This is a genomic window from Hungatella sp. L36, from assembly GCF_014288035.1.
This window is the reverse complement of sequence record NZ_JACOPC010000012.1, coordinates 1-14833: the sequence shown is the minus strand read 5'-3', so window position 1 is coordinate 14833 and position 14833 is coordinate 1. Positions and strand designations below refer to the sequence as shown.

Below are 14833 nucleotides of genomic sequence, written 5' to 3'. Positions count from 1 at the left end.
GAACAATAAAATGTAAGATTTATGAAAGGCCGCCGTCGCCCTTTGCTATCACAAAATACGGATTATCCCAGACACCGTCGATGTTCAGCCAAAGGCGTTCGAATTTTGAAAGCTCCGTCTTTCTGTTGTAGACCGGGTTCTCTTCGTTTTCGCAATTAGCCAGCCCCTGTATGCTTTCCGCAAAATACAGATACTCCTCATCATAGCCCACCACCGGAATATAGTGGGTGGAATGTACGGTTTTATGCGGCTCTTCCGTATGAATAAACACAATGACAGGAACGCCCTGGCTGACCAGCCCCTTTATCTCCGCCACCGTCCCGTTCTGTCTAAATTCCGCCTGGTATCCCTTTCCCTCAAAGTAATTCACGATTCCTTCCGGAAAAATCCCCCCGTCCGGCGCCCGGTTCGGAAAATCCGCAAAGATGTCCATGCCCTCCGCCGCTTCCCCAAAATGCCGCAGTACGTAGGCTGAAGAAAAAGCCGCACACTGCATGCCATCCTGATAGTCATAATAGTTATCGGAGTCAATCATAAAAGAATGGGGGAATGCCGGAATGTCTTCCGGTTCTTTGGATGCCTTCGGATTGATGGTGTCGTTGACTTTGGCCGTGTCACCGACTTTGGCCATTTCACCGACTATGGCCGTGTCACCGACTTTGGCCGGTTCCTCGTTCTCTGTTCCTGTATTCCTGCTGCATGAGACTATTGATATGCCGATCAGTAACGGTGCCATTACCGCTATTATTTTTTTCATCCTCATTTCCATTTCCTCCAAAGAACAATGATCAGCCGCCATGGCTGTTCGCCAATGATACACAGTAAACCGATTGAATATCAATTATAACATTACAGCGGTTCATAATGCCACAGAATGTAAAAAACTTAAGTTTAATGTAAAAACTCTTCCGGATCATCGGGAGGCGCTCCCTGTAACAAGAAAGAGTCCGGCGAGCCGGACTCTCGCGCCGGAGCGCGGTCGCTTCAGCGGCCATACTTCCTTAGCGCAGAGTGCGCATCCTCCCGGAGGGTTTTTATTTCATAGGACGAACTTTCCTGTGAAAAAAAACCTCACAGCTGCAAAGATACAAGTTCTCTGCGGCTGTGAGGCATTCGTGCTGAATTCAATGGTATTTGTTCAATGCAGTACCAGGACGTGTTTGAAAATTCATTCCTGCCATCGGCACGCCCTGGTCTCACGTACCAATAATATGTAAGACACCGTCCGCCAGTTTGCAGACGGCCTCCGTTTCTTCGTCAATCCGGATCAGGTCCCCACTACGGTAGACACCTCTGCCGGTGATCTCCTCGATTGCCATCAGATACAGCTGCTGGTACAGCGCCTCCGGCTCCTGATGGGTATTAAAAACACAGACCTCCGGATAACCAAAATCTGCAAGGCCATCGGTCCGGGCCATCTTCTTTCCGTCATCGAGATAGAGAAGTACCCGGATCCAGAGCGGCGCCGGAAAATAGTTCCGGTCTTCACCGACGGGAGACTTTATAATTTCCACGTGTCTCAGATAAGTTTCCTTTTCCAGAAGCAGCCCGGCCCCTCCCATATACATGCCGGCGGCCTGTTCCCGTCTCATGACCGCTCCGCACAGCCGGTTAAACGCCAGACAGGCCTCCCGTTTCTTTTCCAGTTCAAACCCATTGCCTGCAATAATCAGAAATGCCTGATGTCTCCCCATCTCCAGCTCCGCCTCCGGCGACAGCGAATGAAACGGAAACAGTTTCTCCACCTCATGGTCCGGCACAGCAAACGGCATCAGCGTACAGATAAACTGGGCCTCCTCCCTGCTTACAATCACAGAAAACAGCTTGTCCCTGGAAACCTCTAGCTCCGTCTCAGGGCCAAATTCCTCTTTTATCGCCCCTGTCAGCTCATCCTCCGAAAGCTCAGCCGTATGAAGAAGGGCGAATCCCATTATGGTATCCTTATTAGGGCAGAGCGATTCCTGTGCGGATGTTGGTGCCGATGCTGGTGTCTGTGCCGATACTGGTGCTGGTGCCGATGCTGGTGTCTGTGCCGCTTCATTTTTCTTAAATAGTTTGTTGAATAATCCCATGATTCCTCCCCCACACTCACTCGTCAAACACGGTCTCCGAGTTTCGTTTCGCCTCCAGCAGATACTCAACCTGTTTCTCAGCTTTTTCGATTCCCTCTATAACTTCATTTGATTTCATATTATAACAGCGATTTGACGAAAATGTAGGAATTTTAAATTTCATCCCATCCAGGCAGAATCGGAAGCTCACCAGGCTTGTCCCTCCCGTTATCCCCTTTCCATCGCTGACCTCCGCCGAACGGATTCCCGAAGCCTCCAGGATCTGAACAGAAAATGGATTGAGCCGCATCAGCAGTCCTATTTTCCCCTTGTTCGCGTCAATCGCCACGACGGCATTGTAGCTGTCAAACCGGCTGGTGCATCGGAAGCCCTCCGCCGCCAGACGGTCTGCCATCTGTTTTTTGCCGACCGCATAAAACAGCGCCCCTAAAATAAGGAGAGACAGCGCCGACAAAATCAGACCAAATACTGCCATTCCAACCATCAGATCTGCCATTTCATAGGGCAGGCTTCTTCCACCCACCAGTACCAGAACCGCAGAAATTCCAAATCCCACCACCAGATGGAATACCATAAGCAGCCAGTTTATCTTTTTCACTTTCATCATTTACTCCTGTTCCAATTATCATCTGTTTTTCTTAAACCTGTTTTTTCTTATTCCTGTTTTTCTTATTCCTGTTTTCTCATTTCACCGAATCTGCACCAAATACCTCAGTAATCTGCGCCTCCGTCATTTTATCAATCCCGGTCAGCGTCCCATTTTCATATCTTCCCTGTAAAAATATCCCGGAGTCCGTGTCACGGTTCAAATACCAGTCATGGCGGCTGCCATTTGAAGCGATCCTTCCGACAAAGCCCTGCACAGGCTGGCCTTCGTAGTAAAGCGCCCGTCGGCTCAAAACGTATGTGATTCCATATGGCGCATATTCCCTGTAGGGAACATCGGTGCCGGCATTCTCCGCGCCCATGGCATTCGCACTATGAAACCTGACTTCCACTTCACCGGCACTGGACTGTGCAGTCAGCGCAGACGGACCGCCCTGATGCGTCCGGCTCCCCTCACTCCTGCTGCCATCTACCATGATCGTTCCCATGTCTACCGACAAATTATATTGATACTTTGCGGCTTCCTCCGTTGTCTCAAAGCGGATATTTCCAAGATCAACAGAGAGATTTACGTTACCCTGAATATTCCCGGAGACCGTAACCTCACCGGCGCTGCATTGCACATCCGCCGAATGGGTCACACTGCTGTCCAGCATACCAAAGTTCCCCAGATCCTGCTCGATTTTCAAATCCCGGACAGAGACCCGGTTCAGCAAGATGTCCCCCGCGTCACAATGGGCCTGTAAGGAATTAACCTTCCTGTCCGCAATCTGTATCCCTCCCAGGTCTGTCTTGAGAGAAACCGTATCCAATTCGACCGTCTTCGGCAAATACACGATAAACTGTCCGCTCTCGGCATTGCGAAGCCTGAGAGCTCCATGCTCGGGGGTAAAAACGGTAAGCTTTCCATTGCTGACTTTGTAATTTGGCTTGATCCGTTCGTCAGCCCACACCATCTCTATGCCGTAATCCTCCGCCGTCAAAAATGACACCTCTGCCAGTTCTACGGATATATCCGCACTGGTAAACGGCGCAATCCCCCATTCGACCTGCCTCTGCATGCTTCCGGCCGCATGTTCTTCCGCCGCCTGCACAGGCTGTGCGCTGATAGCCGCCGTAGAAATCAGAATCGCTCCCGACAGCAGAATCGTACTGGCCGCAGCTATTATTCCAATCGTTTTTCCCTTCATCCTCCGTGTTCCTCCTTATAAAATACTCTATGCTTCCCATTCTGCTTCAAATAAAATGCATTCGTACAACCAGGACCAGGTAGAATACACTCCCTGCCACAAGTACAAGATAATACAGTTTTACCGCTATTCCGGAATCAGCAGTTATCATCTCGGCTCCGCGCTCCCAGCCCGCCTCCCCTGGTTCTAACGCGTCCAGTTCTATCACCGTCTCTTTTATAAAGCAGCCAATCAGACTCATCGACGAGAGCAGACACACTGTAATTCCATAGGAAATCATAACAGCTGCAGGCATCTGCACCGCGATACGGCAATTCAGCAAAAGAAACATGACAGCCATCACCCCAAGCGATACCAGCGCCTGTATTACAGATTTAACCCGTTTTCCAAAGAGTCCCTTCCGCACACTTACGCGAGGCAAAACCGGCTGTTCCTCCTGCATCTGACTCCAGGTGAGCAGCCTGCGTCCGATCTCCCTCTTTACCGCGAGCCATCGGGTCAGTTCCTCATCGGAGTAATGGATCCGCCCGCCTCTGCCCTGTTTTGCCCTTTTCTTTACCACGGTCAGGTAGTAATCCGACTCCCCTTCCGTCACCCAGAGCCGGAATAAAAGATGGCCGCCGGCGATATTTTGCAGCGTCCTTCTGTCCTCCTGCGCATGGTCTGCGGATATTCTCTTTAAACCATCAAACAGGGAATCATCACAGGTCAGCAGTTTTCTGACCAGCGCATCCGTATCCTCCGGCAGTTCAAACAGGATGGTAACTTCCTTCGCCCATGTTTTGCTGACCTCGCAGAATGGCTTCGAAGCCTCCATCAGGAAACCAGCCTCCAGGAACACAAGTACTGTCAAAAACTGCAGTGCAGAAAACCATAATTCATCCCGAACACCGTATACCACGAAACCGGAAGCACTGGAAAACAATACAAAAAAGGCGCTCAGCAAAAAAGCCGTGAACGCCGCTGTCTTTCGATTCCGTACCTTACCCTTTTTCACCACAAAATACTGGCAGATGGACTCCATCGCTATAACGGCCATCAGAAAAAAGAATACGGTTCCTTTTGTCGAATAAAAAAAGTGAAATAGAAAAGTATATCCAAACGCCAGCATCGGAACAATCCCTGACGCACACACCAGAAAATATGGAAAAACCCATGCGGATATCTTCCCCGATGGCCGATAAAACCGGTTCATAAGCACCTCCCACCACACGCCAGACAATCACAGCTTCATTATAACGCTTTGAGTGAAAATATGCCTGTCATTTGATGACATTTTCGTCTATCTTTGGTGACATGGGACCGATTCCAAAGCCCATCTCCCGTGCATGCAGTACGCTGTCTCCTTCCTGCATTGGCAGCCCATTTTCTTTGCCACGGTTCTAACTCTGCCTCTGTTTTTACTCTGTCTCCCGATAATGCTCTGCTATCTCCTCAGTAATGGGAATCAGGCTGCCATCTTCAAGAAAATATACCAGGTCACACAACTGCTCTATATCTTTGTATTGATGGGATGTCAGGAAAATCGTTTTGCCTTCTGCTTTCAGCATACGAATGATTGTTTTAACATCTTCATACGTTTTATAGTCCAGAGCATTAAACGGTTCGTCTAAGACCATAATATCCTGTCCCTCCATCATAGCTTGTGCAAGCCCTAATTTCTGCTTCATGCCAAGGGAATAATGCTCGACCTTGGTTTTATCTTCCGGATCAAGACCGACCTTGCTCATAGCCTCTTTAATTTCCTCTTCGCCAATTCTTCTCTGAATATCTGCAAGGAATTTGAGATTCTGAAAGCCGCTGTAAATACCGATAAAGCCAGGTGAATTAATGAACACCCCCACGTTGTCCGGAAAATCCCGGCCTTTCGTCCCGAGCTGCTTACCGCGTACACAGACTCTGCCCTGATCAGGTTTCTCGAAGCCGCACAGTATTTTGAACAGCACCGATTTTCCGCTTCCATTGGCGCCGACAAGGCCAACCGTTTTTCCACGTTCCACAGATAACGATACATCTTTTAAAATCTTTCTATTTCCAAATCCTTTTGATACGTTTTTTATTTCGAAATATGAACTCATATAATTTCCTCCTAATCCAGTATTTTTCTGCTTCCAAATATCAAGAGCCATACAAGCAGCAGCACTGCAAAGGCAGTCTCCACTCCCAGAGCCGCTGCGGCAGAGATTCCAATACCGGAATTTAATTCCGCAATCCGTGTCAGGCTGGATAATCCAAACGGCAGATAAGATACCCATGGCTGCGGTAGAATGCAGAGCAGATTTCCTGCAGTCAATGCAAGAAAACCGATTGTAATCTGTTTTGAAAATACATATATACACATCATAATAAAATATTGAACCATTATATCAAGGAATCTTAAAAAAACAGCATACAGCAGCATTTTCCATACTGGCATCCCCGTTCCTTCCCTAAAGAAAAGTGTTCCAGAAAGTCCCGCTGTAAACCACAGAAGCATATAGGCAGCGAGAAATATTATACCAGTCGACAGGATACCCCTCATCAATGTCCTACGGCTTTTCGTGCGGACAGAAATAAAAAGGGATTGACCGCTTACTGTCTTTTCCACAAAAACCGCCAGAAGATAAAGCGGCGCACCAATCGTGATCATCATTTCAAAAAACGCAAAAACCCGGAAACCGCCTGTACCATGCCCGGCAAATAAGGAATAGATCCACTCCTGCCCGGATTTTCCCTGGAGCTGTCCTGTCTCTTTGTAAAGGGTAATTATAAAAACAACGCCGCAAAGGATCCGGACATTCTGCCTCGTCGCCAATTCACGGATATAGTAGGTAACAATGCCGGAAATCTGCCGCCTCTGGAAGAATCTATATCCCTGCCGCCCAAACCGAACCGTGGCAGTTATGATTATGGCAATTATTAATAAAGTAATACCTGTAACTGTCAAACGGCAGTGTGAACCTAAATTATGATGCAGGATCAGCAAATGATTAAATCCAGTAAGCGGCAGTATCTGAATAACCGGAAGTTTCATCCACAAAGCCGAAAACATATAAAGAGCAAGAATCAGCCGGATTGACCATTTCCGTCCGCAAAAGTGTCCAATCCACATACAGATCCCAAATATAATCCAGGTTCCGCAAAACTGATAGAGTGAGAAGACCCAAAATGCCTGTAACGGAGTTGAAAAATACTGCTGCAGCACTAAAAACAACTCTGTCACGGTTGATCCTGAAGATAACTCCCACCAATTTCCCATCGGAAGTCCTATGCCGGATAAGAGAATCGCTGCACTTTGAACAGCAGCCAGTAAAAAAGCACTCAGCCCTGCTCCCAGCCATTTTTTTAAAAAATAAGAATGATAGCTCTGAAAACGTAAAATCACAGTTTCTTCATCATCTTCCAAAAAAGAAAAACTGCAAAGCAGCAGAATCGGAAGCATAAAGTATGTCAAATAGTAGTGGTCAGATACTGCTGATAAAATATGCTGTTCATAATAAATCCCTTCATTTAATCGTCCGCCGATGGAAAAAAGCAGGCAGCCGGCAAAAAGAGCCAGCGCCTTTCCATATCCCCATAAACGGAAATTTTTCCTCATAAGCGCTGCCATAGCAGCACCTATACGGACACCACGGCATTTTTCCTGATTTTTGCAAGAAAGAACGCCGTCAGACCGATAACACAGAGCAGCAAAACTGGCCCCACAATAAACGAAAAATATGTCACCACACTGTTGCTCATACTCGTTGGGTCAAAAGCAACAACTAGCCGGTATGCCGACAGATTCAGAATTGACATTATATAATTTTCGAGTATGGAATACATAAATGGCCCGGTTAATATTACAAATATATTTTTACAATACAGGGCAAGTGTAAAGCCAAGGGTCATAACTAAAATACCAATCACTCCTCTCCAACAGGAAAGAATGACCGCATAAAGCAAGGGTTTCTCAACAAATACCGTTTGAAAAACATGCGAAAAGGTGTTGGATTCAGGAGGAATCACGGGCGCTTTTATATAAATTGCGTATACCGCAGCCAGCGCATAGGGAACCGCCATAATACAAAATGCTCCCAGTGTATAGGCGGTCCATTTCGCAGTCAGATATTTTCTGATTGGTACACGCGGCGCGATATATAAAAGGAAGTTATTTTTACGCTCATAATATAGATTCCAACAAAGAGGCATCACAACGAGCAGGGGATAAAGCACGGAAAATACTCCTGTTCCTACCTCCCACGCCTCCAAATCATAATGCAGTAAATAGCTTAGATAGAGTATTCTGGTCAGCACACACATGGTAATGGTCAGACCCACGGTTGTGAGGAGCACTGGCAAAAACACTTTTTTACACTCAATTCTTATCAACTCAAACATATATCTCTTTCCTTTCTTTTTTTTCAGTATATCGAAATACTGCCCGTGCTTCAATGGTTTGAAATCAAGAGAGGGGGTTAAAGGAATAAAATCATTTTCATTCCTCTAACCCCCTCGTTCATACCTTTTTATCATGGAAGAAGGACGCCAAAGACAACATAGTTTTCTTCTGAAATATGTTCATTCCGCGTCAGGATTTTTCCATGATACCGTTCTGTGATACACAGTATATTATACAAACCGTAGCCGCGCCCTTCCTGGCTGCTTTTTGTTGTAAAGCCTTTCCGAAACAGAGCCATGAATTCGGTATTCGTCATGGCTGGGGCCGGATTGGAAACAAGCAGTTCCAGATACGCCCCGTTTTTCCTGCCTGCAATAAAAATCGTGCTTCCTTTTGGCGATGCCTCGATTGCATTGTCCAACAAAATCCCGATTACTTCAATCCATTCCGTTTCAGGCGCCGCAGTTTTCTTAAAAAGGCCATGCAGCTGCAATTCTATATGAATCCCCACCGCTTCTGCCTGCTTTATTTTCCCAAACAACATCCCGGCAATGATCTTACTGTCGCAGGAGAGTAATTCGCGGTCATTGGGATTGATGGCAATCCCGTCTGTCAGGGCTGCTACCTCTCTTTTTGCCTCCTCCAATGTATCGGCAGAGGCCACGGCTGCATCGATGGCCAGCATACGGTTCTGAAACTCATGCTGCCTCGCCCTTACCTGCGAAATCAACTCCTCCACAATAGGCACATACTGTTCGATCATATGAAACCGTTTTCGTTCCTGCATTCTGCGCCGATGCAAAAACAGCAGGATGCTGTCGAGTAGCAGTAACGCCAGCAGCAGTACCGAAATCAGCCATAAATACGAAACAAATCGATCCACATGAAAAGAAAGAACTGAAAGCGCCGCCATCAGCAGAATTGCAATATCCGATGATACAATCCCGACCGTACCCCCTCCTGTTTGGAGCAGCTGCTGAATCTGACCGTAAAAAGGCGTACAAAGCAGCAGAAGAACCAGGGCCAAAGTCAGTACACGGCTTCCAGGGATCAGCCAGGCCTCCGAAGCCCCGCAAGCCGCCAATACAGCAACACACAGGCATCGCACAAACAGATAAAGGGAAAATACCGCCATTGTTCCGCTCAGGACATCGCCATTGTCTCTCCATCTAAAAAAAATGCTGTTAAGCAGCAGTACGGAAAATAGCAGGAACAGCAAGCCGGCGATACTGTTGGCCGGAACAATTTCAGATCCATGTGTCAAAAGTGTTGCGATTACCCGCTCATTTGCCGTAAAATTCATCCGTGGTACAATACACAAAACAAGCAGAACAGGAAAAAGCAGGAGGTCTTTTGCCTTTACCTCTGACCTTTTTTGAAAGATCGCTTCGCAGCAGACTGCCAGTGCTCCGGCATCTAAACCCGCTTGTACAAACTGGAACATAAAATTCATGGCTTCCCCCATAACACAGACTGATATTTATTACCGACTGGGATGGCATCCGGAAATCCTTTTAAGAAAATTTTTCGCCCAGTCTTGTCAATTCTGTCAATATGAGTGGTATTCACAAGATAACTCTTATGGCACTGCACGAAAGAAGCGCCCTCCAGCAGCGCCAGCATTCCTGCTAACGTATATCCGGAAATGGTATCTTCTTTCATACCGGACATATGGTTATTGGTGTGAATGACCAGCCTCTTGCCAAAAGCTTCTATATACACAATGTCCGCCGTCGTATACTCCAAAATAAATTGTTTTTGCTCAATTTGGATTGTTTTACCCTGCCGGTTAATCCGCTCAGACAACCCAATTGCTTCAGTAAATACCTCGGTAAATTCTTTCTCACTAAATGGTTTTATAAGAAAGCTGTAACACTTCACATCACGGTAGGCGGAAAGCTCTTCTCCTGCCAGCGCCGTTTCAAATATGATCGGCGTATATTTATATTCTGGCAGCTCACGAATTTGCTTTGCCAAATGAGTTCCCTTATAATCCTCTAACTGAATATCAAGAACAAAAAGAGAAATTTCGTTCTCCTTTGCGTACCGCAGAGCGCCTCCAGCCTCCGGGAAAGAAACCACATTGAATTTCGCGGATATTCTGCTGATATATTCGACAATCTTTTTTACTGCAATTCGATTGTCCTCCACTAATAATATTATACTCATGATTACAATTCCTCATTATTTTATAATTGCTTAGACGATCTGCCTCCAGTCCATTATAGTTCTTTTGTCCGGATCACACAAGAAAAGAAGTATGGCCTGCAAAATCTATTGCATAGTCTGCTATCAAAAAATGCCCCAGACCCGTATAAAATTACTTTCTTACGGGTTTGGGGCATTCATCATCTCATTTCTAACAATTACTTGGCGTAATCTGTCACTCTGGACTCTCTGATCACGTTGACCTTAATCTGTCCCGGATATTCCAGGGCTTCTTCGATCTTCTTGGAAATATCGCGCGCCAATAAGATCATTCCGTCATCGTTAATCTGTTCCGGTACTACCATAATCCGAACTTCGCGTCCCGCCTGGATGGCGAAAGACTTGTCGACTCCCTTAAAGGAGTTTGTAATATCTTCTAACTGTTTCAATCTGTTTGTATATGTTTCCAGTGTCTCTCTTCTTGCACCCGGTCTTGCGGCAGAAATCGTGTCCGCCGCCTGTACGATGCAGGCGATAAGACTCTGTGGTTCAACGTCACCGTGATGGGATTCTACGGTATTCAGCACAACTGCGGGCTCTTTATACTTCTTACAGAGTTCCGCTCCCAGCTGAATGTGAGAACCTTCCATCTCATGGTCAACGGCTTTCCCAATGTCATGTAATAAACCGGCACGTTTAGCCATACGGACATCGAGCCCGATCTCTCCGGCAAGAAGCCCGGATAACTGGGCTACTTCGATGGAATGCTTTAACGCATTCTGTCCGTAGCTTGTCCTGTACTTCAGTTTACCAAGCAGTCTGATGAGTTCCGGATGCAGACCGTGAATACCGACCTCAAGGGCCGCGGCCTCACCTTCCTCACGCATGTTGGTTTCCACTTCTTTCTGTGCTTTTTCTACCATTTCCTCAATTCTGGCCGGATGAATACGTCCGTCCACAATGAGCCGTTCCAATGCGATTCTGGCTACTTCTCTTCGAACCGGATCGAATCCGGATAATACAACCGCCTCAGGGGTATCATCGATAATGAGTTCCACGCCCGTCAGGGTTTCTAACGTACGAATGTTGCGTCCTTCACGTCCGATGATTCGGCCTTTCATCTCATCGTTCGGAAGCTGCACAACGGAAACTGTCGTCTCTGCAACGTGGTCCGCAGCACATCTCTGGATGGCTGTCACCACATATTCCCTCGCCTTTTTATCGGCTTCCTCTTTTGCTTTGTTGTCGAGTTCCTTGATTAATTTCGCAGTGTCATGTTTTACATCATCTTCAACAGATTTTAAAAGATATTCTTTTGCTTGTTCGGAGGTTAATCCGGAAATCTTTTCCAGTTCCTGTATCCCTTTTTCATAGAGAGACTCTACTTCGGCGTTTCTCTTATTCAGGGCTTCCTCTCGAGCAGCAAGACCTGCTTCTCTTTTTTCCATTGCGTCGGACTTCTTGTCCAGGTTTTCTTCCTTGCTTAGTACTCGTCTTTCATAACGTTGAAGCTCAGCTCTTCTTTCTCTGGTCTCTTTTTCCAGTTCATTCTTAGTCTTCAAAGACTCTTCTTTTGCTTCAAGGAGAGCTTCGCGCTTCTTTGTCTCAGCGGTTTTTAATGCTTCATCTATTATTTCCCGGGATTTTTCTTCTGCAGAACCAATCTTGCTCTCATACGATTTCGTACGATACGCGATGGCAGCAGACCAGGCAATAAAAGCAACTACAACTGATGCGACGATTGCAATCAATGCAGCCGTGAATACTGATACTGACACAGGAGCACCTCCTTATTTAATTTTCATTGTACATCAATACAACACTACAATTTTAAACTGTTTTATACATTATGTCAAGTATTTAACCGCTGTTTCCAGTATACTTATACACATTTTCGTAACGGTTCAGACGGCCATCTTCTTGACCGAAAAAGCCGGTCAAGAAGCATCGGATATTCATCCGATGTGAAAATTGGCACATAAAGCCGCTTACAAGCAAGCTTGACGCTGCTTCCTGCACCAATTTTCCCGCCGTCTGAACTGTTACACATTTTCAGAATGCCCCGTCATCACCGTACTTACTGCCGAAAACCCGGTTGACTGTCTCAAAGGAAAATCCTTTTCTTCCCAGCGCTGCCATGGCTTTTCTCCGCTCTTCCAGTGTCATGGCTTCCGGCTCCAGTCTCTTCCGCCTGATGTAGTCCCTGATCTGCGCCTCCTCATCCACCGGATGCTCCTCCAAAATGTCGGTAACCGCCTCCTTGGAAAGCCCCTTTCGCTGAAGCTCATACTGAATCTGCCGCTTGCTTTTCTTCGTGGAGTGGTACTCCACGTAGCGTCTGCCATATTCTTCATCGTTGATATACCGGTGCTTCTTCAGGAATTCGATGGCATAATCGATGGCTTCCCCGGGATAGTATCCGTCCTTCAGCTTCTTCCGCAGCTCCTGTTCCGTCTTATCGGAAGACTTCAGCAGGTAACAGACCCGCTCCACCGCACGCTTTAAAAGGATCTCTTCCATGATCTCCCGATACGTCTCCTCCGGCAGTTCCTCTCCCGTCTCAATGTGATACCGCTTAATTTCCCCGTTATAAAGCGCAAGAGCAAAGTCTTCATCCAGAATGACTTTACTCCTGCGCTTATCAAGGGGTGTGATCTCCGTAACTGTCATACCTGCCCCTTACTTTTCTTATTTACTTATTTTATGAATCACTGTCTTTATGGCTCACTTTTTATGATTCCCTGCCATCTTATTAGCCAGACTTATGATTCCTTCGGTTCGGCCTTAATTCTCTTACTCTCTTTTTCCGGAGCAGCTTCTCCCGCGGGAGCACCGCCTGCCGGAGCACTTGCCGGAGCCGCACCATCTTCACCGAGTCCGTAACGGGCGCGCACCTTATTCTCGATCTCCTCACAGACAGCAGGATTATCCTGGAGATAAATTTTAGAATTCTCACGGCCCTGGCCGATCTTTGCTCCGCCGTAGGCGAACCATGCGCCGCTCTTCTCCACAATATCTTCCTTCACCGCCAGATCGAGCACATCGCCTTCTTTGGAAATACCCTTTCCAAACATGATATCAAACTCCGCTTCTTTAAATGGCGGAGCAATCTTATTCTTAACAACCTTCACACGTACGCGGTTACCAACCACTTCGCCGCCCTGCTTTAAGGATTCAATTCTTCTGATATCCATACGTACAGAGGCGTAGAATTTCAGGGCACGGCCGCCAGTCGTTGTCTCAGGGCTGCCGAACATAACGCCTACCTTCTCACGCAGCTGGTTGATGAAGAGTACCGTACAGTTGGACTTACTGATGACACCGGTCAGCTTTCTTAACGCCTGGGACATCAGACGGGCCTGCAGACCTACATGAGAATCACCCATGTCGCCTTCGATCTCCGCCTTCGGAACAAGGGCTGCAACCGAGTCCACGATGATAATGTCAACTGCGCCGGAACGCACCATCGTCTCTGTGATCTCCAGCGCCTGCTCTCCGTTATCCGGCTGAGAGATATATAAATTATCGATATCCACGCCGATCTTCTTCGCATACACCGGATCAAGGGCATGCTCGGCGTCAATAAAGCCCGCGATGCCGCCGCGCTTCTGAACTTCTGCAATCATATGTAAAGCCACGGTCGTCTTACCACTGGACTCCGGGCCATAGATCTCCACGACTCTTCCCTTCGGGATTCCACCGAGTCCCAGGGCGATATCAAGGCTTAAGGAACCGGTCGGAATAGTCTCCACGTTCATCTTCACGCCGCCTTCTCCCAGCTTCATCACGGAACCCTTGCCATATGCTTTCTCAATCTGTGTAATGGCGGCATCAAGTGCCTTTAATTTATCATCTTTATTCATGTTATCCTCCAATGCGAACAAATGTTCTTTTCCTGTTTATAATCATAGTATACTTGTCCCTAAATGTCAACTGGAATTTTCCTGAATTCCCGCGTTTTTACACCGCTGAAAGCAAAAAAATTCCTGCCCCTATCCCCTCAAAACGCATCACTCTCCTGTTCTCTATTCTCTTTTGTAGCTTTTCCTGAAACTGCGGCGAACTGCCGGTGAACTGCAGAAATAGAGAACGGAACGTTCTCCGATACCCTTTTACTATATCATAGGGACGGTCTTCATGCAATTGGTATTTTCTGTTTCTGGTAAGTATACCGATGCTATTTTTTATTTTATGTTTAAATAATTTTTCTGGATTTCTATTGTGTAATTTTTTTTGTATGTATTGTAATTTTTTTCTGGCTTTCTACCGTAAATATGGTAAAATAAAAGCAGTCTCTGCCGCACATTCCTGTGCGCAGAACCGTTCATCAAGTCCGTGGCTGTCATCTGTACAGCATACGGCGTCATACGGGATCAGACGATCCCGTCAGGGCCAGTTCGGCCATAAGTTTCCATCACTCATTTTGGATACACCGCAAACAAAATATCTGACTCAAA

The 14833-nt window shown here is 46.8% G+C and carries 13 protein-coding genes; all 13 read right to left on the bottom strand.

Annotated features, from left to right (window positions below; genetic code table 11):
• Nucleotides 1-19: 19 nt before the first annotated feature.
• On the bottom strand, nucleotides 20-763 hold the full coding sequence (locus H8S80_RS23495) for a C39 family peptidase (RefSeq protein WP_117622087.1): 744 nt from the start codon (nucleotides 761-763) through the stop codon (nucleotides 20-22).
• A gap of 433 nt (nucleotides 764-1196) precedes the next feature.
• Nucleotides 1197-2072, bottom strand: a complete 876-nt coding sequence (locus tag H8S80_RS23490) for a hypothetical protein (protein ID WP_117622086.1) — start codon at nucleotides 2070-2072, stop codon at nucleotides 1197-1199.
• A 16-nt stretch (nucleotides 2073-2088) separates the two neighbouring features.
• Nucleotides 2089-2679, bottom strand: a complete 591-nt coding sequence (locus H8S80_RS23485) for a hypothetical protein (RefSeq protein WP_147338558.1) — start codon at nucleotides 2677-2679, stop codon at nucleotides 2089-2091.
• A 76-nt stretch (nucleotides 2680-2755) separates the two neighbouring features.
• Nucleotides 2756-3868: a DUF4097 family beta strand repeat-containing protein gene (locus H8S80_RS23480; protein WP_117622084.1), complete on the bottom strand. Its 1113-nt coding sequence runs from the start codon at nucleotides 3866-3868 to the stop codon at nucleotides 2756-2758.
• Between the two features lie 46 nt (nucleotides 3869-3914).
• Complete coding sequence (locus H8S80_RS23475; RefSeq protein WP_117622083.1) at nucleotides 3915-5063, bottom strand: hypothetical protein; 1149 nt, start codon at nucleotides 5061-5063, stop codon at nucleotides 3915-3917.
• 205 nt (nucleotides 5064-5268) lie between these two features.
• Nucleotides 5269-5946 (bottom strand): ABC transporter ATP-binding protein, encoded by a 678-nt coding sequence (locus tag H8S80_RS23470; RefSeq protein ID WP_117622082.1) that lies wholly within the window; start codon nucleotides 5944-5946, stop codon nucleotides 5269-5271.
• A gap of 11 nt (nucleotides 5947-5957) precedes the next feature.
• On the bottom strand, nucleotides 5958-7445 hold the full coding sequence (locus tag H8S80_RS23465; RefSeq protein WP_243009710.1) for a hypothetical protein: 1488 nt from the start codon (nucleotides 7443-7445) through the stop codon (nucleotides 5958-5960).
• Nucleotides 7446-7465: 20 nt separating this feature from the next.
• Nucleotides 7466-8227: a hypothetical protein gene (locus tag H8S80_RS23460; protein ID WP_002601411.1), complete on the bottom strand. Its 762-nt coding sequence runs from the start codon at nucleotides 8225-8227 to the stop codon at nucleotides 7466-7468.
• Nucleotides 8228-8358: 131 nt separating this feature from the next.
• Nucleotides 8359-9681 (bottom strand): sensor histidine kinase, encoded by a 1323-nt coding sequence (locus H8S80_RS23455; protein ID WP_117622080.1) that lies wholly within the window; start codon nucleotides 9679-9681, stop codon nucleotides 8359-8361.
• A complete protein-coding gene (locus H8S80_RS23450; RefSeq protein ID WP_002601413.1) occupies nucleotides 9678-10397 on the bottom strand; it encodes a LytR/AlgR family response regulator transcription factor in 720 nt (239 codons plus the stop codon). The genes H8S80_RS23455 and H8S80_RS23450 overlap by 4 nt, the downstream gene beginning before the upstream one ends.
• Before the next feature lie 197 nt (nucleotides 10398-10594).
• Nucleotides 10595-12154 carry a ribonuclease Y gene (gene rny / locus H8S80_RS23445; RefSeq protein WP_002601414.1) on the bottom strand — a complete coding sequence of 520 codons (1560 nt, stop codon included), beginning with the start codon at nucleotides 12152-12154 and terminating at the stop codon, nucleotides 10595-10597.
• 274 nt (nucleotides 12155-12428) lie between these two features.
• On the bottom strand, nucleotides 12429-13046 hold the full coding sequence (locus H8S80_RS23440; protein ID WP_002601415.1) for a regulatory protein RecX: 618 nt from the start codon (nucleotides 13044-13046) through the stop codon (nucleotides 12429-12431).
• 92 nt (nucleotides 13047-13138) lie between these two features.
• Nucleotides 13139-14239 (bottom strand): recombinase RecA, encoded by a 1101-nt coding sequence (recA, locus tag H8S80_RS23435; protein ID WP_002601416.1) that lies wholly within the window; start codon nucleotides 14237-14239, stop codon nucleotides 13139-13141.
• Between the last annotated feature and the right edge of the window lie 594 nt (nucleotides 14240-14833).